The sequence below is a fragment of the Enterobacter chengduensis genome, assembly GCF_001984825.2.
Taxonomy (GTDB): Bacteria; Pseudomonadota; Gammaproteobacteria; order Enterobacterales; family Enterobacteriaceae; genus Enterobacter; species Enterobacter chengduensis.
In genome coordinates this window covers 83,224-103,771 of the sequence record NZ_CP043318.1, presented here as the reverse complement: position 1 = coordinate 103,771, position 20,548 = coordinate 83,224, and the positions used below count along the sequence as shown (strand labels likewise).

Genomic DNA, 20,548 nt, shown 5'->3' with positions numbered 1-20,548 from the left:
TTGCATTGCAGAAGGTATACCCGGATGCCTGAAGCAAGGCTAACGGCAACGCTTCACAATGCGAGACGCTATCCGGTATTTCTTTTGATTGCTGAAAACCACGGATAAAACCTGAAAACGGCACGCAAAATTCAATAATCGAGGGGAAAAAGTGTGACAAAGGCTACGTCACACGGCGGTGACGTGTATAATAAGCCCGTATGTAGGACTTCTTCGTTAACACATACAAAAGACTCTCATGGCTCAAGGCACGCTTTATATTGTTTCTGCCCCTAGTGGCGCGGGTAAATCCAGCCTTATTCAGGCACTGTTAAAAACCCAACCGCTGTACGACACACAGGTTTCTGTTTCTCACACCACGCGAGCGCCGCGTCCGGGTGAAGTGCACGGCGAACACTATTTCTTTGTGGATCACGACGAATTCAGAGCGATGATCGGCAGAGACGCGTTTCTTGAACACGCTGAAGTATTCGGTAACTACTACGGTACCTCGCGTGAAACCATTGAGCAGGTTCTGGCCACGGGCGTGAATGTGTTCCTGGATATCGACTGGCAGGGTGCACAGCAAATTCGCAAGAAAATGCCTGACTCGCGCAGTATCTTTATTTTACCGCCATCGAAAGATGAGCTGGATCGCCGCCTGCGTGGCCGCGGCCAGGACAGCGAAGACGTGATCGCAAAGCGTATGGAACAGGCAGTTGCAGAAATGAGCCATTACGCGGAATATGATTACCTTATTGTGAATGATGATTTTGATGCCGCGCTGAGCGATCTCAAAACCATCCTTCGAGCAGAACGCCTGCGTATGAGCCGCCAGAAGCAGCGACATGACGCATTAATCACCAAACTGTTGGCAGACTGAACCCACTTTCAGTATCATGCCCAGTCATTTCTTCACCTGTGGAGCATTTTAAGTATGGCACGCGTAACTGTTCAGGACGCTGTAGAGAAAATTGGTAACCGTTTTGACCTGGTGCTGGTCGCCGCGCGTCGCGCTCGTCAGATGCAGGTAGGCGGTAAAGATCCGCTGGTACCGGAAGAAAACGATAAAACCACCGTTATTGCACTTCGCGAAATCGAAGAAGGTCTGATCAACAACCAGATCCTCGACGTACGTGAGCGCCAGGAGCAGCAAGAGCAGGAAGCCGCAGAACTGCAGGCCGTTACCGCTATTGCTGAAGGTCGTCGTTAATTAAACCTGCGGGTCGCCCTTGTATCTGTTTGAAAGCCTGAATCAACTGATTCAAACCTACCTGCCTGAAGACCAGATTAAGCGTCTTCAGCAGGCGTATCTCGTTGCACGTGACGCTCACGAGGGCCAGACACGTTCAAGCGGTGAACCCTATATCACGCACCCGGTAGCGGTGGCCTGTATTCTGGCCGAGATGAAACTCGACTACGAAACGCTGATGGCCGCCCTGCTGCACGACGTGATCGAAGACACCCCTGCCACTTACCAGGACATGGAACAGCTGTTTGGCAAAAGCGTTGCCGAACTGGTGGAAGGGGTCTCTAAGCTTGATAAGCTGAATTTCCGCGACAAGAAAGAGGCGCAAGCCGAAAACTTCCGCAAGATGATTATGGCGATGGTGCAGGATATCCGCGTCATTCTCATCAAACTCGCTGACCGTACCCACAACATGCGCACGCTGGGCTCGCTTCGCCCGGATAAACGTCGCCGCATTGCCCGTGAAACCCTCGAAATTTACAGTCCGCTGGCGCACCGTTTAGGTATTCACCACATTAAAACCGAGCTGGAAGAGCTGGGTTTTGAAGCGTTGTACCCGAACCGCTATCGCGTGATTAAAGAGGTGGTGAAAGCCGCACGCGGTAACCGTAAAGAGATGATTCAAAAGATCCTCTCGGAAATTGAAGGGCGCTTACAGGAAGCGGGGATTCCGTGCCGCGTCAGCGGTCGCGAGAAACATTTGTACTCCATCTACTGCAAAATGGTGCTCAAAGAGCAGCGTTTTCACTCGATCATGGACATCTACGCCTTCCGCGTAATCGTCCACGACTCGGACACCTGCTATCGCGTGCTGGGGCAAATGCACAGCCTCTACAAACCGCGTCCGGGGCGCATGAAAGATTACATCGCCATTCCAAAAGCGAACGGCTATCAATCTTTGCATACCTCGATGATCGGTCCGCACGGCGTCCCTGTTGAGGTGCAAATTCGCACCGAAGACATGGACCAGATGGCAGAAATGGGGGTCGCCGCGCACTGGGCCTATAAAGAGCACGGTGGCGAAAGCAGCACAACCGCACAAATCCGCGCCCAGCGCTGGATGCAAAGCCTGCTGGAACTTCAGCAGAGTGCGGGTAGCTCGTTTGAATTTATCGAGAGCGTGAAATCCGATCTCTTCCCGGATGAGATTTACGTTTTCACCCCGGAAGGCCGCATTGTCGAACTGCCTGCGGGCGCAACGCCGGTCGACTTCGCTTACGCCGTGCATACCGATATCGGGCATGCCTGCGTCGGCGCACGCGTCGACAGACAGCCTTATCCGCTGTCTCAGCCGCTCTCCAGCGGCCAGACGGTAGAGATTATCACCGCGCCGGGCGCACGTCCGAACGCGGCCTGGCTGAACTTTGTCGTGAGCTCCAAAGCGCGCGCCAAAATTCGCCAGCTGCTGAAAAACCTCAAGCGTGATGATTCCGTCAGCCTGGGGCGTCGTCTGCTCAACCACGCGTTGGGCGGCAGCCGCAAGCTGGCCGAGATTCCACCTGAGCATATTCAGCGCGAACTCGACCGCATGAAACTCACGTCGCTGGACGATCTGCTGGCGGAAATTGGCCTGGGTAACGCCATGAGCGTCGTGGTAGCGAAAAACCTGCAGCAGGGCGAAGCGATACCTTCTGCTCCAGGCGCATCTGGCCATGCGCATCTGCCGATCAAAGGCGCGGACGGGGTGCTGATCACCTTCGCAAAATGTTGCCGTCCAATCCCAGGCGACCCGATTATTGCGCACGTCAGCCCTGGCAAAGGGCTGGTTATCCACCACGAATCCTGTCGTAACATTCGCGGCTATCAGAAAGAAGCCGAGAAGTTTATGGCGGTCGAGTGGGATAAAGAGACGGCGCAGGAATTTATCACCGAAATTAAGGTGGATATGTTCAACCACCAGGGTGCTCTGGCGAACCTGACGGCAGCGATCAACACGGCCTCGTCCAACATTCAGAGCCTGAATACGGAAGAAAAAGATGGCCGCGTGTACAGCGCCTTTATTCGTCTGACCGCCCGCGACCGCGTGCATCTGGCGAACATTATGCGCAAGATCCGCGTCATGCCGGATGTGATTAAAGTCACCCGTAACCGAAACTAGCGGTATGAATTTACAACGCTACGCGCGGATATGCGAAATGCTCGCCAGGCGTCAGCCTGACCTGACGGTCTGCATGGAACAGGTTCATAAACCGCATAACGTCTCTGCTATCGTCCGTACCGCAGATGCCGTCGGCGTGCATGAAGTGCACGCCGTCTGGCCGGATGGCCGTATGCGCAATACGGTCTCAGCGGCGGCAGGCAGCAACAGCTGGGTGTCTGTCAAACATCATCACACCATTGGCGAAGCCGTATCGCAGCTGAAAGGACGCGGGATGCAGATCCTCGCGACCAACCTTTCCGCTAAAGCCGTAGATTTCCGCGAGATCGACTACACCCGCCCGACCTGCATTTTGATGGGCCAGGAGAAAACCGGGATCACTCAGGAAGCGCTGGATCTGGCGGATCGGGACATCATCATTCCAATGATCGGCATGGTCCAGTCTCTCAACGTCTCCGTGGCTTCCGCGCTCATTCTGTATGAAGCGCAGCGCCAGCGTCAGAACGCCGGCATGTACGAGCGCAGCAACAGCATGCTGCCGGAAGAGGAACAGCAGCGCCTGCTGTTCGAAGGCGGCTATCCGGTGCTGGCTCGCGTTGCGAAGCAGAAAAAATTGCCTTACCCCCACGTCAACGCGCAGGGCGAAATTGAAGCCGATGCCGAGTGGTGGGCCACCATGCAGTACGCCGGGTAAGCGATGAAAGGCCGCCTGCTGGATGCGATCCCACTGAACAGCCTGACGGGCGTGGGCGCGGCGCAAAGCAACAAGCTGGCAAAAATTGGCCTGCACACGGTGCAGGATCTTCTGCTTCACCTCCCCCTGCGCTACGAAGACCGCACCCAGCTCTATAAGATTGGCGATCTCCTTCCCGCTATTTACGCCACCGTTGAAGGTGAAGTCCTGAACTGCAGCATCACCTTCGGCGGACGCCGGATGATGACCTGCCAGATCAGTGACGGCACCGGCATTCTCACCATGCGTTTTTTCAACTTCAGCGCGGCGATGAAAAATAGCCTGGCGACGGGCCGCAGGGTACTGGCCTATGGCGAAGCCAAACGCGGGAAATACGGCGCAGAGATGATCCACCCGGAATACCGCGTGCAGGGCGATCTCAGCACGCCGGAGCTGCAGGAGACGCTCACCCCGGTTTACCCGACGACGGAAGGCATCAAGCAGGCAACGCTGCGCAAGCTCACCGATCAGGCGCTGGAGCTGCTTGATACCTGCGCCATTACCGAACTTCTGCCATCCGAGCTGGCGCAGGGCATGATGAGCCTGCCCGAGGCGCTGCGCACCCTGCACCGCCCGCCGCCAACGCTGCAGCTCAGCGACTTAGAAAGTGGCAAACACCCCGCCCAACGGCGTCTTATCCTTGAGGAATTACTGGCCCATAACCTGAGCATGCTGGCGCTACGCGCGGGCGCGCAGCGTTTCCACGCGCAGCCGTTAAGCCAGAATGATGCGCTCAAGGATAAGCTGCTGGCCTCGCTGCCGTTTAAGCCAACCGGCGCGCAGGCGCGCGTGACGGCCGAGATCGAACGCGATATGGCGCTCGACGTGCCGATGATGCGCCTGGTGCAGGGCGACGTGGGGTCCGGTAAAACGCTGGTTGCCGCGCTGGCCGCCCTGCGCGCAATTGCCCACGGTAAACAGGTCGCGCTCATGGCGCCGACCGAGCTGCTGGCTGAACAGCACGCCAACAATTTCCGCGCCTGGTTCGCGCCGCTCGGGATTGAAGTGGGCTGGCTTGCCGGGAAGCAAAAAGGCAAAGCGCGTCTTGCGCAGCAGGAGGCCATCGCCAGCGGCCAGGTGCAGATGATTGTCGGCACGCACGCTATCTTCCAGGAGCAGGTGCAGTTTAACGGCCTTGCGCTGGTGATTATCGACGAACAGCACCGCTTCGGCGTGCACCAGCGCCTGGCGCTGTGGGAAAAAGGCCTGCAGCAGGGCTTCCATCCGCATCAGCTAATCATGACCGCCACGCCGATTCCGCGCACCCTGGCGATGACCGCCTACGCCGATCTGGATACTTCCACCATCGACGAACTGCCCCCGGGCCGTACGCCGGTCACCACGGTCGCCATTCCTGACACGCGCCGCAGCGATATCATCGACCGCGTGCGCAACGCCTGCACCCACGAAGGGCGCCAGGCCTACTGGGTTTGTACGCTGATCGAGGAATCTGAACTGCTGGAAGCGCAGGCTGCCGAAGCCACGTGGGAAGAGCTTAAGCTGGCGCTGCCGGAGCTGAACGTGGGCCTGGTGCACGGCCGCATGAAGCCTGCTGAAAAACAGGCGGTGATGCAGTCGTTTAAGCAGGGGGAACTGCATTTGCTGGTCGCGACGACGGTGATTGAAGTGGGCGTGGACGTCCCCAACTCCAGCCTGATGATCATCGAGAACCCGGAGCGTCTCGGCCTTGCCCAGCTCCACCAGCTGCGCGGGCGCGTTGGCCGCGGTGCGGTAGCGTCCCACTGCGTGCTGCTCTACAAAGCGCCGCTCTCAAAAACCGCCCAGATGCGTTTGCAGGTGCTGCGCGACAGCAACGACGGTTTTGTGATTGCGCAAAAAGACCTGGAGATCCGCGGCCCGGGGGAACTGCTGGGCACGCGTCAGACGGGGAATGCCGAATTCAAAGTGGCGGATTTGCTGCGCGATCAGGCCATGATCCCGGAAGTTCAGCGCCTTGCCCGCCATATTCATGAACGCTACCCCGAACAGGCGGCAGCGTTAATTGAGCGCTGGATGCCGGAAACCGAGCGCTACTCCAACGCCTGATTCAGGCGAACATCGGCAGCATCAGGTAAAGCTTGATCACCAGCGCGTTGACGATATCAATAAAGAACGCTCCGACCATCGGCACCACCAGGAACGCCATGTGCGACGGCCCGAACCGTTCGGTGATCGCCTGCATGTTGGCAATAGCCGTTGGCGTTGCCCCCAGGCCAAACCCGCAGTGACCCGCCGCCAGCACCGCCGCATCATAGTTTTTGCCCATCATGCGCCAGGTTACGAACATGGCGTACAGCGCCATAAACAGGGTCTGCACCGCCAGAATCGCCACCATCGGCAGCGCCAGCGAGGCCAGCTCCCATAGTTTGAGGCTCATCAGCGCCATCGCCAGGAACAGCGACAGACAGACGTTGCCGAGCACCGACACCGCTCGCTCAAACACGCGGTAGAAGCCCATCAGCGCCAGACCGTTGCTTAGAATGACCCCGATAAACAGCACGCAGACAAAGGTCGGTAGCTCAAACGCGGACCCTGCCAGCCATTGCGCAACCACTTTACCCACGGTCAGGCAAATGGCGATCATCGCAATGGTTTCAATCAATACCAGGGAGGTAATGCTGCGCCCGACGTCCGGCTTTTCAAACGCGGTCGGCACCAGCTCATCGTCCGGCCTGCCGTCCGGCGTGGTGGAGTGTTTGACCAGATAACGGGCCACCGGGCCGCCAATCAGGCCGCCCAGCACCAGGCCAAAGGTGGCGCACGCCATCGCCACTTCCGTTGCGTTTTCAAAGCCGTAACGCTCAATAAACAGCTTGCTCCACGCCGCGCCGGTACCGTGACCACCCGAAAGGGTAATTGACCCCGCCAGCAGACCCATCAGCGGATCCAGCCCCAGCAGCGTTGCCATGCCGATGCCAATCGCGTTTTGCATCAGCAGCAGCCCCACCACCACAATCAGGAATACCCCGAGTACCTTACCGCCCGCACGCAGGCTCGCCAGGTTGGCGTTCAGGCCGATGGTGGCAAAGAAGGCCAGCATGAGCGGATCTTTCAGGGACATATCAAAATCGATTTCCCAGCCCATGCTTTTTTTCAGTATAAGCAGGGCCAGCGCCACCAGCAGGCCGCCGGCGACAGGTTCAGGAATAGTGTATTTCTTAAGAAGGGAAACGCTGTGTACCAGCTTACGGCCAAGCAGTAAGACCAGCGTTGCGGCAACAAGGGTCGACAACGTATCGAGATGAATCATAGAAGGCTCCTGTTTTGCGCGTGTTCCATACACACGCGGCGTTATCCTGGGCCGGTTTGTGCTCTTCATGAGCCCCGGCGCGAAAAAGTGTAATTTTTTTTTCCGAGGCGTTGTAGAAAACCTGCTCACAGCGGCAGATTTTCTTCCCTTTTTTTGCTGGCAATCGTTTGCTTTTACCAGGTGGTCAGATAAAATGCCCGCTTTTCCACCGTGGGATTGCCGCCGATGTCCGTTAACACCATAGAGTCGCCAGATGCGCAACCGATTGCGCAGAAGCAAAATAGCGAACTGATCTACCGCCTTGAGGATCGCCCGCCGCTGCCGCAGACGCTTTTCGCCGCCTGCCAGCACCTTCTGGCGATGTTTGTCGCGGTGATCACCCCGGCGCTGCTGATCTGCCAGGCGCTCGGCTTACCGGCGCAGGACACGCAGCACATCATCAGCATGTCCCTCTTCGCCTCCGGCGTGGCCTCGATTATTCAAATTAAAGCGTGGGGTCCGGTGGGGTCGGGATTATTGTCGATTCAGGGGACCAGCTTTAACTTCGTGGCACCGCTGATCATGGGCGGTACGGCGCTGAAAACCGGCGGTGCGGATGTCCCAACCATGATGGCGGCGCTGTTCGGCACGCTGATGCTGGCCAGCTGCACGGAGATGGTCATCTCCCGCGTCCTGCATCTGGCGCGCCGCGTCATCACCCCGCTGGTTTCCGGCGTGGTGGTGATGATTATCGGCCTGTCGCTGATCCAGGTGGGCCTCACCTCCATCGGCGGCGGCTATGCCGCCATGAGCGACCACACCTTCGGCGCGCCGAAAAACCTGCTGCTGGCGGGCGTGGTGCTGGCGATCATTATTCTGCTTAACCGCCAGCGTAACCCTTACCTGCGCGTGGCCTCGCTGGTGATCGCCATGGCGGCGGGCTACCTGCTGGCGTGGGCGCTGGGCATGCTGCCGGAGAACACCGCGCCGACCAACAGCGCGCTTATTACCGTCCCCACGCCGCTGTACTACGGTCTGGGCATTGACTGGGGCCTGCTCCTGCCGCTGATGCTGGTCTTTATGATCACCTCTCTCGAAACCATCGGCGATATCACCGCCACCTCGGACGTCTCCGAGCAGCCCGTTTCCGGCCCGCTGTACATGAAGCGCCTGAAAGGCGGCGTGCTGGCGAACGGCCTGAACTCGTTTGTTTCTGCGGTATTCAATACCTTCCCGAACTCCTGCTTCGGCCAGAACAACGGCGTGATCCAGCTGACCGGCGTCGCCAGCCGCTACGTCGGTTTTGTGGTGGCGCTGATGCTGATCGTCCTCGGCCTCTTCCCGGCGGTGAGCGGCTTTGTTCAGCACATCCCTGAGCCGGTGTTAGGCGGCGCAACCCTGGTCATGTTCGGGACTATCGCGGCCTCCGGCGTGCGTATCGTTTCCCGCGAGCCGCTGAACCGCCGCGCGATCATGATTATCGCGCTGTCGCTGGCCGTGGGGCTGGGCGTTTCCCAGCAGCCGCTGATCCTGCAGTTTGCGCCGGACTGGGTGAAAAACCTGCTCTCTTCCGGCATTGCCGCAGGCGGTATTACCGCTATCGTGCTGAACCTCGTTTTCCCGCCTGAAAAGAACTGATCCCCTTCACGGCAGGCAGTCAATGCCTGCCGTGACATCTAATTACACCATTCCCGCCTTGAGGATTGCGCATAAATCGTGCATAACTCCCTTATGTGCGTTTTGCGGGATGGAAGACCATGAAATTTATTGGAAAGCTGCTCGTCTATCTTCTGGTAGCCCTGCTCATTGTGTTGCTGGCGTTCTACATTCTGCTCCAGACCCGCTGGGGCGCGTCTCAGGTCAGCAGCTGGGTAACGGTGAATACCGACTACGAACTCAGTTTCGACAAGATGAATCACCGCTTTTCGTCGCCTTCCCACATCATTCTGGAAAACGTCACCTTTGGTCGGGACGGTAAACCCGCCACGCTGGTAGCCAAAAAAGTCGATATTGGCCTGAGCAGCCGTCAGATAACCGACCCGCTGCACATGGACACCATTACCCTGTTCGACGGCACGCTGAATCTCTCCCCACAGACCGCGCCGCTGCCTTTCCTGGCGGATCGCCTGCAGCTGAACAACATGGCCTTTAACAGCCCGAATACCGAATGGGACCTGAGCGCGCAGAAGGTGACGGGCGGCGTCAGCCCATGGCAGCCGGAAGCAGGCAACGTACTGGGGAAAAGCGCGCAGATTCAGATGAGCGCAGGCTCGCTGACCCTCAACGGCGTACCGGCCACCAACGTGCTGATCGAGGGCCAGCTGAACGGCAAGGAAGTGGTGCTTAACACCATCGGTGCCGATATGGCTCGCGGCTCACTCACCGGCTCCGCCCTGCGCAACGCCGACGGAAGCTGGATTATCGACACGATGCGCCTGAACGAGATTCGCCTGCAGAGCGATAAAACCCTGAGAGACTTCTTTGCGCCGCTGGCCACCCTTCCTTCACTGCAAATAGGCCGTCTGGACGTGACCGACGCCCGGCTGCAGGGGCCGGACTGGGCGGTGACCGATCTTGATTTAAGCCTGCGCAACCTGACGCTGAGCAAAGGCGACTGGCAGAGCCAGGAGGGTCGCCTGTCCATGAACGCCAGCGAGTTTATCTACGGCTCGCTGCATCTGTTTGACCCGATCCTGAACGCGGAGTTTTCCCCGCAGGGTATGGCGCTGCGCCAGTTCACCTCCCGCTGGGAGGGCGGCATGGTGCGCACCTCCGGTAACTGGCTGCGCGACGGTAAAGCGCTGGTGCTGGACGATGTCGCCATCGCCGGTCTGGAGTACACCCTGCCGCAGAACTGGAAAACGCTGTGGATGGAGCCGCTGCCGGAATGGCTGAACAGCGTTACGCTGCAAAAATTTGGCCTGAGCCGCAACTTGGTCATCGACATCGATCCCGCCTTCCCGTGGCAGATCACCTCCCTGGACGGCTACGGCGCTAACCTGCAGCTGGCGAAAGATCGCCAGTGGGGCGTGTGGGGCGGCAGCGCAACCCTGAACGGCGCGGCGGCAACCTTCAACCGCGTGGACGTGCGCCGTCCGTCGCTGGCGCTGAATGCCAACGCTGCCACGGTGAATATTACTGACCTGAGCGCGTTTACCGAAAAAGGCATTCTGGAAGCGACGGCGACGGTTTCGCAGCTGCCGCAGCGGCAAACCACCGTAAGCCTGAACGGGCGCGGCGTGCCGCTCAACGTGCTGCAGCAGTGGGGCTGGCCATCGCTACCGGTGACGGGCGATGGCAATATTCAGCTCACCGCCAGCGGCAGCATGCAGGCGAATGCACCGCTGAAGCCGACGGTAAACGGCAAGCTGAGCGCGGTGAATATGGATAAACAGCAGGTAGAGCAGACCATGACGGGCGGGGTGGTGTCGGCGATGGCGCCGGCACAGTAAAAAGCCGGGTGGCGGCTTCGCCTTACCCGGCCTACGAGGTTTTGGTTCCCTCTCCCCGTAGAAGACAGACCGACTAATTACCGTAGGCCCGGTAAGCGAAGCGCCACCGGGCATTTTTCAAGCTCAGAAGTGAACCACCACCTCATTCCCCTCCGCTTTCACCACCACGCCCCACTCGCTGCCCGCGTGTGAACCGCCTTTCACGCCGCTCACCTTCTGCACGTTGCGCAAGCACACCGACCAGTTTCGCGCCTCGCCCGCGCCGGTCAGGGTCACAACGTCGCCCTGACGCGACGCCTTCAGCGTAAACGCCACTGAACCGTCCGCCGCAGGCACCTCGCTCACCGCCGTTGCGCCATCCTCAAGTTTAAACAGCTGGAAGGCCGTGCCCTCGTTCCAAGCATAGTCTGGTTTCTGGCTGTTATTGCCCAGCGCAAGCAGGGTGTTATCGCGCACATAGACCGGCAGGCTCCGGAAATCATGCTGTTGCTTATGCCAGCGGCTGCCCTGGATTTCGTCGTTATGCCACAGGTGCGTCCAGCGGCCTTCCGGCAGCCAGAACTGCACGTCGCCCGCCTCGGAGAACACCGGCGCGACCATCACCGCATCCCCCAGCATGTACTGGCGGTCGAGATAATCGCACGCCGGATCGTCCGGGAACTCCAGCATCATCGCCCGCAGCATCGGCGTACCGCACTCGCGCGCCAGCGCCGCCTGACGGTACAGATACGGCATCATCCGGCACTTCAGCTGCGTAAAGTGGCGCACCACGTCGCAGGACTCGTCATCGTACGCCCACGGCACGCGGTAGGATTTACTGCCGTGCAGGCGGCTATGGCTGGATAAAAGCCCGAACGCGCACCAGCGCTTGTAAACGTGCGCCGGGGCGGTGTTTTCGAATCCACCGATATCGTGGCTCCAGAATCCGAATCCGGAGAGGCCAATCGACAGCCCGCCGCGCAGGCTTTCGGCCATCGACTCGTAGTTGGCGTAGCAGTCGCCGCCCCAGTGCACCGGGAACTGCTGCGCGCCCACGGACGCCGAGCGGGCAAACAGCACCGCCTCTTCTTCGCCCACCGTCTCTTTCAGCACGTTCCACACCAGCTCGTTATAGATGTAGGCGTAGTGGTTGTGCATCTTCTGCGGATCGGATCCGTCAAACCACTGCACGTCCGTCGGGATGCGCTCGCCAAAGTCGGTCTTAAAGCAGTCGACGCCCATGTCCACCAGGCCTTTCAGCTTGTCGGCATACCACCGGCACGCTTCCGGGTTTGTGAAGTCATAAATTGCCAGCCCCGGCTGCCACTTGTCCCACTGCCACAGAGAGCCGTCCGGGCGCTTGAGCAGGTAGCCCTTCTCTTTCAGCTCCTGGAATACCGGCGACTTCTGGCCGATGTACGGGTTAATCCACACGCAGACCTTCAGCCCTTTCTCCTTCAGGCGGCGGATCATTCCTTCCGGATCCGGGAAGGTCACCGGGTCCCACTCAAAATCACACCACTGGAAGGCCTTCATCCAGAAGCAGTCGAAGTGGAAGACGTGCAGCGGCAGATCGCGCTCGGCCATGCCGTCGATAAAGCTGTTAACCGTCGCTTCATCGTAGTTGGTGGTGAACGAGGTGGTGAGCCACAGGCCGAACGACCACGCGGGCGGCAGCGCCGGACGTCCGGTAAACCGCGTATAGCGGTTGAGCACCTCTTTCGGCGTCGGGCCGTCGATCACGAAGTACTCCAGGTACTCCCCCTCGACGCTGAACTGCACTTTGGAGACTTTCTCGGACCCCACTTCGAACGAGACGTTTTCCGGATGGTTGACCAGCACGCCGTAGCCGCGGTTGGTCAGGTAGAACGGGATGTTTTTGTAAGACTGCTCGGTGCTGGTGCCGCCGTCGCGGTTCCACGTTTCGACCGTCTGGCCGTTGCGCACCAGGGCGGTGAAACGCTCGCCCAGGCCGTAGACCGTTTCGCCCACGCCGAGGTCAAGACGTTCAAACACATAGTTGCGGTCGGTGTTGGTATCCTGCACGTAGCCGTTGTTTTTCAGCTGGCTGCCGGTAATGCGCTGGCCGTTGCGCAGGAAGTCCAGCGCCCAGAACTCGCCTTTGGTGACGCGCACGCTGACGCTGCCGCTTTTCAGCTCGGCAAATTCGGCGTTGTTTTCAATCTCGACCTTCACGTCTTTCTGCACGTTCAGCGGATAGTGCGGGCCGTTATTCAGCGCGCCCTGGAAGTGCTCGATGCGCACCCCGACAATCCCCTCCTGCGGGGCAAACAGGCGCACCGTGAACATGAGCGTGTCGAGCTGCCAGGTGCGCTCGCGCACGTCGCGCGGGGCAACAAACACCACCAGGTCATTTCCCTGCTGCTCCACGTCAAACACCTGAACCGGATAGGTTACGTTCAGGCCCGGTTGAATAAGCCAGTTTCCATCACTGATTTTCATGCTTTCGTCCTCTTAGTTCTGTAATTCTTTGCTGACCGGCAGGTTTTCAAACTCCTGCTGATTGCGGCGCGCGCCCTGCGCCAGCTCGCCCAGGATTTTGGTCAGGAAAGGGGTTTTCAGCGTGTAGTAGCGTTTGGCGATAATGGCGCTAAGCACGTAGCAGACCGCCGGGGCCAGGGTAAACAGGCCGATAATGATGCTGATGGTCGCGCTGTTCTGGGTTTTGGCTGCCGCGTCGTAGCCGCCGCCAGCCAGCATCCAGCCGATCATCGCCCCGCCCAGCGCCAGGCCAAGCTTCAGCACGAACAGCGTGCCCGCAAAGCTGATCCCGGTCAGGCGCTTGCCGTTGGTCCATTCGCCGTAGTCGACGGTATCGGACATCATTACCCACTGGATCGGCGTCACCAGCTGGTGCAGCACGCCGATAACGAAGATAAAGGCGAACATCAGCACCGTGGCGTGCATCGGCACGAAGAACATCGCCACGCTCACCACCGCCAGCGCGGCGTTGGTCCACCAGAAGATGCTGACCTTACACTTCCAGTCGGTGAGCGGTTTCGCCAGCGCGGAGCCGATCAGGTTGCCGACGCAATAGGTGGTGAGGAACGCGACGAACACCTCCGGCGAGCCCATGATCCAGGTGCAGTAGTACATCATTGCGCCACCGCGCACGCAGACGGCGAGGATGTTGAGGATGGTGAGTACGCCAACGATGCGCCACTGGTCGTTGTGCCAGATGTCGCGTAGATCTTCCCGCATCGAAGTGGTGCTCGGCGGCACCTGGATGCGCTCTTTGGTGGTAAAGAAGCAGAACGCCAGCATCAGGAACGCGACCACCGACAGGACGGCGATGCCGCCCTGGAAGCCGAACGCCTTATCGTCGCCGCCAATCAGGTTCACCAGCGGCATCATCAGCACCGTGGAAAGCATGCCGCCCGCCGTCGCCAGCACGAAGCGCCAGGATTGCAGGGAGATACGCTGCGTCGGGTCGTTGGTGATCACCCCGCCCAATGCGCAGTACGGGATGTTGACCACGGTGTAGAGCAGGGTCAGCAGGGTGTAGGTAATAGCGGCGTAAACCATTTTGCCGTTGAGGCTGAGGTCCGGCGTGGTGTAGGCCAGCACGCAGACGATGCCGAACGGGATGGCGCCGAACAAAATCCACGGGCGGAACTTGCCCCAGCGGCTGCGGGTGCGGTCGGCAATCAGCCCCATGCACGGGTCTGAGATTGCATCCAGCGCACGGGCCAGCAGGAACATGGTGCCGACAAACCCGGCGGGAATACCGAAAATATCGGTGTAGAAAAACATCATATACAACATGACGTTATCAAAAATGATGTGGCTGGCGGCGTCTCCCATGCCGTAGCCAATCTTCTCTTTTACTGATAGTACTTCGCTCATATTTTATTCATCCTTCACGCGGTAGGGGGCGCTGAGACCGGTTGCATTGGTTTTAAACCATTGTTTCATGAGCGGGTATTGCGTTTTCTGGTTAGAACATTACGTTTCTTGTTTTTTGTGATCGGGATAAAAGTTGATGAGCACGAAATGCTAACCTGAGGATTTTCTTAAGAATTAACTGAAACAGGGGGGTACAGGTCAAAAGAGGGGTGAAAAAAGTGTGTCGGGGTATGTGGTAAATGCCTGAAAGTAGCTATAATGCGCCCCGCCTCCATGTAGCAATCGAGGCGCGGAAGATCGTCATCTCCGGTGAGGTGGCTGGACTTCAAATCCAGTTGGGGACGCCAGCGTTCCCGGGCAGGTTCGACTCCTGTGATCTTCCGCCAAAGCTCTTCCTCACCTATCCGAGAAAGTATTAAAAACCCTTTATTTTCAATAATAATCTTGGGTTAATCATCCGTAGTAATCCGACAAGATCTCCCTGAATCCATGAAAAATATGTATAGTGATGTGTATAGATTTTTTATACACATTTTGGCTTATACACATGGCACTTACAGATATACAAATCAAACGAGCAAAGCCCCAAGACAAGCCATACACATTGAACGACGGGCAAGGCCTGTCATTGCTTATCAATCCTGATGGATCGAAGGGCTGGCGTTTTCGTTTCCGCTTTGCCGGGAAAGCGCGGTTAATGTCATTTGGTAGCTACGATTTGGTGAGCCTTGCAGAAGCACGTGAGAAGCGTGACACCGCCCGTAAGCAAGTTGCTAATGGCATTGACCCAGTAGAGGAACGCAAGGCATTTAAACTCGCTCAAAAGCTATCAACAGAAAACTCTTTCGAATCAGTAAGCCGTGAGTGGCACTCAACTAAAGCCGATCGTTGGACAGTTGCTTATCGTGAGGAAATCATCAAAACATTTGAGCAGGATGTTTTCCCTTTCATTGGTAAACGACCTATTGGTGAGATTAAGCCACTAGAGTTGCTTGAAGTGCTGCGACGCATTGAAAAACGTGGGGCCTTAGAGAAAACTAGAAAGGTGCGACAGAGGTGTGGAGAGGTGTTTCGCTATGCCATCATAACAGGGCGTGCTGAATACAATCCTGCACCTGATTTGGCTATCGCATTGGCCGTTCCCAAGCAAAAACACCACCCGTTCCTATCTGCAGAAGAACTGCCTCATTTTGTTCAGGATTTAGAGGCGTACACTGGAAGCATCATTACTAAAAACGCGACAAAAATTGTCATGCTTACCGGTGTTAGGACACAAGAAATGCGTTTTGCTACATGGTGTGAAATAGATTTTGATAAGAGGGTATGGGAGATACCAGCAGAACGAATGAAGATGCGCCGACCTCATTTAGTACCGCTTTCAGTACAGGTAATAGATTTGTTTCAACAGCTAAAACCCATCACTGGTCACTATCCCTACATTTTTATTGGACGTAATAACCGTAAAAAGCCTATAAGTAAGGAAAGCGTCAACCAAGTGATTGAGCTGTTGGGCTATAAAGGGAGAGCCACTGGACATGGTTTCAGACACACAATGTCAACGATACTGCATGAAGAGGGCTTCGATAGTGCATGGATCGAAACGCAGCTTGCCCATGTGGATAAGAATAGCATTCGTGGTATCTATAACCATGCTCAGTATCTTGACGGCAGGGCCCGCATGCTTCAATTTTATGCCGACAAACTATACCCCCAAAAGTAATTATTAGCTAACTAATTAAGGGCGACTGAAATGTCTTATTTTTTTGACACAGCAGTAAATATCGAAGGTAATACCAAACTTAGAGCTCCGCAGATCGAAGCCTATATAAAAATAAAAGATTTCTTCAGTGATGAAGAGAATAAAGAGGCTCTAGTCGTATTGCCTACAGGTACAGGAAAGAGTGGTCTTATCTCAATAGCTCCGTTTGGCGTGGCACAAAAAAAAGTTTTAATCATCACCCCCGGACTCATCACAAAAGATAGTATAAGAAAAACCCAAGAAGTTCTCGCTGATAATTTTTGGGTAAACTACGACATTGTATTTAACAGTAAAGACATACCTATTGTTAATGAATATTCTGCCGAGTTATCCGACGAGCATCTTTTAGGGAGTCATATTGTTTACTCTAATATACAAAAGGTTGCATCTACTCGTGATAATGCATTAATCAATAGAGTTCCTTCTGATTTCTTTGATTTAATTATCATTGATGAGGCTCATCATGCACCTGCTCAGAGCTGGCGTGATACGCTCCGTTATTTCTCTAATGCGAAAATACTTCATGTAACAGGAACTCCCTATCGGGGAGATAATCAAGAAATTCCGGGAGTAAGAATCCACGAAACACCTTTATCTGAGGTCATGAGAGATAAATATGTAAAATGGTTAAGAAAAGAAACAGTGAATGCGCATGAGTTATTTTTCTCAACACCAGAACAACCCGGTGTAAAATTATCTAAAGAGCAAATATTAATGCTCAAAGATAAAGAATGGATTGAAAAAAGTATCGCATTATCTAAAGAGTGCTCTTTAGATGTTATAGACCACAGTATTAGCAAACTCAGAGAACTTAAAGAGGCCTCGCCAAGCGTTCCTCACAAAATTTTAGCTGTGGGTTGTAGTATCGCTCATGCTGAAGATTTACTTATTTGGTATAAAGACAGAGGTATGACTTCTGTAATAGTACATAGTGAAATGGAACAAAGTGAATTAGCTGATGCATTAATGAAAGTTGAACATCATCAGTGTGATGTTGTCATTTCCGTAAATATGTTAATGGAAGGCTACGACCATAAATACTTAACTGTTCTAGCGATATTCAGGCCATATAGAAGCCTTAATGCTTTTGCTCAAGTAGTTGGTCGTATTTTACGAGTTATTCCTGAATCTGAAATCACACATTTCGAAATTGATAATAATGGCATAGTGATATTTCATGAGGAAATAGGCCTAAATGTAATGTGGGAGAATTTCCAAAATGAGGTAGAAAAAGCACGTAGAGCGACTGTACGCGAGTATACCTTTACTGACAGAGACTATGTCGAAAGAGGCAACGAATTAGCAGGAGTCGAAAGTGAAAGTGCTTATGTCAGCGATAAAGATTCTTACTTAAATGACATTGACTTCAATGCGTTATTCGAACAAAAACGCCATGAGATAAGCGATTCGGTAAATCAGCAAATAGAAAAAATCAGACTGGCTGGCCTAGACCTTCCAGAGGATACATTAGAAGAGTTACGCCAGAAATTGGCTGAAAAAGAAGTTCAGAAAGCTGCTGAGTACATTGATCCTGAGTTAATTGAGAAAAGACCTCATCAAGCAAGAAAATTAATGAGAGATATTCTGAAAACACGCACTCAAGATGCGGTATCTAATCTACTGATTGATAATGGTATTGGTGAGAAAAGCTCAGAGCTTTATCCGATTTTTAGCCGTTACATACCATATTTAAAGACAAATGAGGCTAATGATGCTATATTAGTGCGATATGTTTTTATAAAGCTAGCCAAAGCTTATGGCCCAGTTGATAAGCGAGATAACAAAGCCCTTCTCCAGTCGATTAATGATTTAGATAAGGTTCTCGCAGAAGTTGAGAGGATGATTAAATGACAAGCTATACTCAAATCATGAAAGAGATTAATAAAATAATTTCTTTTTGCATGGTAAAAGGGGTGCAGCCTCATGAGTTAGTTACATCTATTTTTGAGCGTGAATATCAACACATCGAAACTTATAAGAAAGGTGATCTAGTTCATTTCATTTTAACATATTCAGACATTCATGATGATGGTGTCAATTTAATTAAAATGAAATATATCTATAACGATAGACAGCAATTACTATCGATTGCTCAAAAAATTGATTCCTCAAGCTATAAAATCCAATGGGATCGCAGTGAAAAGCTTGATGCACTACTCAGTAACTTGGCATCGCAGTTGCCTAAGAACAGTTCGATTATCAGCCAACTTAGAGAGGCGATTCCTGATGATTTTAAAACTATTTTTTATCCAGTTTTAAAAGTTGCCTGATAGTCCTGTTCCTTCATATCAAAGCCGCCAGCAGGCGGCTTTTTCATACCCCGCCACAATCGCACCTCAGACGAACCACGCGCGTACGATTACAACCAACCACTAATAAACCAATATCAACCGCGCCCGCGCCGTTACAACGCACTCAAACAATAATAAACACCACCGCGGCGCACAATACTCTCCCCGCCACGCCTGCCCGCTTAAGGAGGCTCTTTTAACTCTTGTGCAAAGGTGGACTCAAAACTCGCTGGAACTGGTGCTGGTAGGTAGTACAGGAACGGGAAAGTGCGTGCAAAACGATGCACCCTTAGGATGCATGCTTTAACGGGGAAAATGATGGATTTAAGTGGTATTTTGACCGACTACCCACGTCATGTTCAGTGCGTTGACAGAGGTAAATTACGCTCTTCAGCGATGAATTTTTCAAAATTTTTCACCCACTAAACAGCATCAAGCATGTAATGCTTTCTACCGCGTTGTTCTACTCTGACCTGCTATTCTTCTCCCTCATGCCTTACGTTTCAACAGCGTACCTATGAGGCGTGATTTCCCCCTGTCTTGACCCAGCCTGCTTCTTGAGATTTGTACGTTCGGCATCATTTGACCCCACAGCGCGCACTCGTAGCCCCGCCACGCCTGCCCGCTTTATGGAGTGGTTTTCATGCAGGTGCATGATAGGCTCTCAACCGCGCCGTATCTGGCCTGGGAAGTAAAAATGCAAGTGCATAAAGTCATGCGATTTCATGCAGTATAGACATGCACTCAGGCTACAGACATCAAAAAACCCGGCACTGGCCGGGCTTAAGTGAGCTTTTCTGTTCAGGTCAGAACAGCTTTCTTTTTTTTCTGGCGTCATGTGATCCTGATACCGGTGCTGAACCGGTCAGACTCATCACGTCGTCCCGGAATCTCAACGGCAATATTTCATTCGTCCACTTCAGCATTAGATTCAGGATAAATTCACGATATAACGTATCTGCATCATTTGTCCCTTCAATAATGCCCGGTATATGCGCTGAGCTATTCCGCTCAAATTGTCTGTACTTCATCCTGAGCAGGCTGCTCAATTCGGCACCGTGGAAAATAAAAAAGTCTCGTAAAAGCTCATCGATACGCTCCTCAGTGATGCCATGATGGCAGTTCACATAGGCGTTTGCCTTACGTGCGGTCGCGTCAGCCAGTACCGGCAGTAGCTCTTCTTTTTCAGTAATCAGCCCGGCCAGTTCTGTGGCTGTTTCCTGTTGTTCCAGATACTCAGCCCGAAGAGCTTTCATCTCCGGTGTTACGATGCCGCCGCTCTGGTTAAGCAATTCCCTGAACTGCGCCCTATTGTCTTTGCTGGCCTGCTCAGTTTCGGTCTGATGCTGGCGCAGAGCCCTGAGGTTCTCAATGGCTGCTTCTTCGGCCTGTCTGGCCTCCGCCCAGGCCTGCATTTTTTGGTAAAGGTCGATTATTCGTGACTGCCAGTCGGAGGAAAGGCTTTTTGTCAGTTTTTCCGTCTCCCGGGCTATTTCATTTGCAGGCAAATTCATGAGCCAATCCGCATCCTGAAGCGGTTTTTTTGCCCTCGCGAGGAGTGTTACTACGTGTCCGGTTGCGGCCTGAATCTGGTTTTCAGTCAATTGTTGTTCTGCCATATCGTTGTTCCTCCTCATTTTATTTTGCATGACGGTCTTTAAGGGTACAGGCTGAACCGTAGCGGCCCAGTGTATGCGGCTGACGAACAAGAGAATCGCTCTGTGATTCAGGCTCAAGCGCCACTGGTTTATGGGGCTTCATAATTATCGTGTCCACACTTTCCAGGGCAGTAAATGTGCAGGAGCATTCAAGATTCTGGCACTGATACCATGAGCGTTTAACCGATGGAGCTTCATAGGCGCTGGTTCTGGCGTGTGCGACCGTGCCACATTCAGGACACTTCAGGGCCATA

At 54.5% G+C, this 20,548-nt stretch carries 15 protein-coding genes and 1 tRNA gene; 11 read left to right on the top strand and 5 right to left on the bottom strand.

The genetic code is table 11. The annotated features are described in order from the left end of the window. Positions 1–238 precede the first annotated feature (238 nt). The 5 genes from gmk to recG are packed head-to-tail and all read left to right on the top strand — an operon-like array spanning position 239 to position 6,105. Positions 239–862 carry a guanylate kinase gene (gene gmk, locus FY206_RS00485; RefSeq protein WP_032644394.1) on the top strand — a complete coding sequence of 208 codons (624 nt, stop codon included), beginning with the start codon at positions 239–241 and terminating at the stop codon, positions 860–862. Positions 863–916: 54 nt separating this feature from the next. Further along, a complete protein-coding gene (rpoZ, locus tag FY206_RS00480; RefSeq protein ID WP_000135058.1) occupies positions 917–1,192 on the top strand; it encodes a DNA-directed RNA polymerase subunit omega in 276 nt (91 codons plus the stop codon). Between the two features lie 19 nt (positions 1,193–1,211). After that, positions 1,212–3,326, top strand: coding sequence for a bifunctional GTP diphosphokinase/guanosine-3',5'-bis pyrophosphate 3'-pyrophosphohydrolase (spoT, locus tag FY206_RS00475; RefSeq protein ID WP_032644393.1), 2,115 nt, complete (start codon positions 1,212–1,214; stop codon positions 3,324–3,326). 4 nt (positions 3,327–3,330) lie between these two features. Beyond that, on the top strand, positions 3,331–4,020 hold the full coding sequence (trmH, locus tag FY206_RS00470; protein ID WP_032644392.1) for a tRNA (guanosine(18)-2'-O)-methyltransferase TrmH: 690 nt from the start codon (positions 3,331–3,333) through the stop codon (positions 4,018–4,020). Positions 4,021–4,023: 3 nt separating this feature from the next. Continuing rightward, complete coding sequence (gene recG / locus FY206_RS00465; RefSeq protein ID WP_032644391.1) at positions 4,024–6,105, top strand: ATP-dependent DNA helicase RecG; 2,082 nt, start codon at positions 4,024–4,026, stop codon at positions 6,103–6,105. Position 6,106: 1 nt separating this feature from the next. Here the strand turns inward: recG and gltS are convergent, their stop codons facing one another. After that, entirely contained in the window at positions 6,107–7,309 is a 1,203-nt protein-coding gene (gene gltS / locus FY206_RS00460; RefSeq protein WP_032644390.1) for a sodium/glutamate symporter, read from the bottom strand. A 225-nt stretch (positions 7,310–7,534) separates the two neighbouring features. On the opposite strand from gltS, the gene xanP reads away from it, so the two are divergent. Together xanP and FY206_RS00450 are read left to right on the top strand one after the other, a co-directional pair. Further along, complete coding sequence (gene xanP, locus FY206_RS00455) at positions 7,535–8,926, top strand: xanthine/proton symporter XanP (RefSeq protein ID WP_014881972.1); 1,392 nt, start codon at positions 7,535–7,537, stop codon at positions 8,924–8,926. A 119-nt stretch (positions 8,927–9,045) separates the two neighbouring features. Further along, positions 9,046–10,740 carry an AsmA family protein gene (locus FY206_RS00450; RefSeq protein WP_077064260.1) on the top strand — a complete coding sequence of 565 codons (1,695 nt, stop codon included), beginning with the start codon at positions 9,046–9,048 and terminating at the stop codon, positions 10,738–10,740. Between the two features lie 123 nt (positions 10,741–10,863). Here FY206_RS00450 and yicI read toward each other — a convergent pair whose 3' ends face one another. After that, positions 10,864–13,182: an alpha-xylosidase gene (gene yicI, locus FY206_RS00445; RefSeq protein WP_077064261.1), complete on the bottom strand. Its 2,319-nt coding sequence runs from the start codon at positions 13,180–13,182 to the stop codon at positions 10,864–10,866. Positions 13,183–13,194: 12 nt separating this feature from the next. After that, positions 13,195–14,586, bottom strand: a complete 1,392-nt coding sequence (locus FY206_RS00440) for a glycoside-pentoside-hexuronide family transporter (RefSeq protein WP_063957943.1) — start codon at positions 14,584–14,586, stop codon at positions 13,195–13,197. A 291-nt stretch (positions 14,587–14,877) separates the two neighbouring features. Between FY206_RS00440 and FY206_RS00435 the strand changes: the two genes are divergently transcribed. The 4 genes from FY206_RS00435 to FY206_RS00420 all read left to right on the top strand — a co-directional run bounded on the left by FY206_RS00435 (position 14,878) and on the right by FY206_RS00420 (position 18,615). Further along, a tRNA-Sec gene (locus tag FY206_RS00435) sits at positions 14,878–14,972 on the top strand. Between the two features lie 161 nt (positions 14,973–15,133). Then, positions 15,134–16,306, top strand: coding sequence for a tyrosine-type recombinase/integrase (locus tag FY206_RS00430; protein WP_063200601.1), 1,173 nt, complete (start codon positions 15,134–15,136; stop codon positions 16,304–16,306). 30 nt (positions 16,307–16,336) lie between these two features. After that, entirely contained in the window at positions 16,337–18,196 is a 1,860-nt protein-coding gene (locus FY206_RS00425; protein ID WP_063200547.1) for a DEAD/DEAH box helicase, read from the top strand. Next, on the top strand, positions 18,193–18,615 hold the full coding sequence (locus FY206_RS00420) for a hypothetical protein (RefSeq protein ID WP_063200550.1): 423 nt from the start codon (positions 18,193–18,195) through the stop codon (positions 18,613–18,615). The genes FY206_RS00425 and FY206_RS00420 overlap by 4 nt, the downstream gene beginning before the upstream one ends. 827 nt (positions 18,616–19,442) lie before the next feature. On the opposite strand, the gene FY206_RS00415 is transcribed toward FY206_RS00420, so the two are convergent. Together FY206_RS00415 and FY206_RS00410 are read right to left on the bottom strand one after the other, a co-directional pair. Next, complete coding sequence (locus FY206_RS00415) at positions 19,443–20,255, bottom strand: hypothetical protein (protein WP_077064273.1); 813 nt, start codon at positions 20,253–20,255, stop codon at positions 19,443–19,445. 19 nt (positions 20,256–20,274) lie between these two features. Further along, the gene (locus FY206_RS00410; RefSeq protein ID WP_077064262.1) at positions 20,275–20,547 is read right to left on the bottom strand and encodes an ogr/Delta-like zinc finger family protein; all 273 of its coding nucleotides are present in this window, start codon (positions 20,545–20,547) and stop codon (positions 20,275–20,277) included. Position 20,548: the final 1 nt, after the last annotated feature.

What these genes read in the sequence shown, in the direction of transcription:
- gmk (WP_032644394.1), top strand. Translation starts at nt 239, where the DNA reads ATGGCTCAAGGCACGCTTTATATTGTTTCTGCCCCTAGTGGCGCGGGT.
- rpoZ (WP_000135058.1), top strand. Translation starts at nt 917, where the DNA reads ATGGCACGCGTAACTGTTCAGGACGCTGTAGAGAAAATTGGTAACCGT.
- trmH (WP_032644392.1), top strand. Translation starts at nt 3,331, where the DNA reads ATGAATTTACAACGCTACGCGCGGATATGCGAAATGCTCGCCAGGCGT.
- recG (WP_032644391.1), top strand. Translation starts at nt 4,024, where the DNA reads ATGAAAGGCCGCCTGCTGGATGCGATCCCACTGAACAGCCTGACGGGC.
- gltS (WP_032644390.1), bottom strand. Translation starts at nt 7,309, where the DNA reads ATGATTCATCTCGATACGTTGTCGACCCTTGTTGCCGCAACGCTGGTC.
- xanP (WP_014881972.1), top strand. Translation starts at nt 7,535, where the DNA reads ATGTCCGTTAACACCATAGAGTCGCCAGATGCGCAACCGATTGCGCAG.
- FY206_RS00450 (WP_077064260.1), top strand. Translation starts at nt 9,046, where the DNA reads ATGAAATTTATTGGAAAGCTGCTCGTCTATCTTCTGGTAGCCCTGCTC.
- yicI (WP_077064261.1), bottom strand. Translation starts at nt 13,182, where the DNA reads ATGAAAATCAGTGATGGAAACTGGCTTATTCAACCGGGCCTGAACGTA.
- FY206_RS00440 (WP_063957943.1), bottom strand. Translation starts at nt 14,586, where the DNA reads ATGAGCGAAGTACTATCAGTAAAAGAGAAGATTGGCTACGGCATGGGA.
- FY206_RS00430 (WP_063200601.1), top strand. Translation starts at nt 15,134, where the DNA reads ATGGCACTTACAGATATACAAATCAAACGAGCAAAGCCCCAAGACAAG.
- FY206_RS00425 (WP_063200547.1), top strand. Translation starts at nt 16,337, where the DNA reads ATGTCTTATTTTTTTGACACAGCAGTAAATATCGAAGGTAATACCAAA.
- FY206_RS00420 (WP_063200550.1), top strand. Translation starts at nt 18,193, where the DNA reads ATGACAAGCTATACTCAAATCATGAAAGAGATTAATAAAATAATTTCT.
- FY206_RS00415 (WP_077064273.1), bottom strand. Translation starts at nt 20,255, where the DNA reads ATGGCAGAACAACAATTGACTGAAAACCAGATTCAGGCCGCAACCGGA.
- FY206_RS00410 (WP_077064262.1), bottom strand. Translation starts at nt 20,547, where the DNA reads ATGGCCCTGAAGTGTCCTGAATGTGGCACGGTCGCACACGCCAGAACC.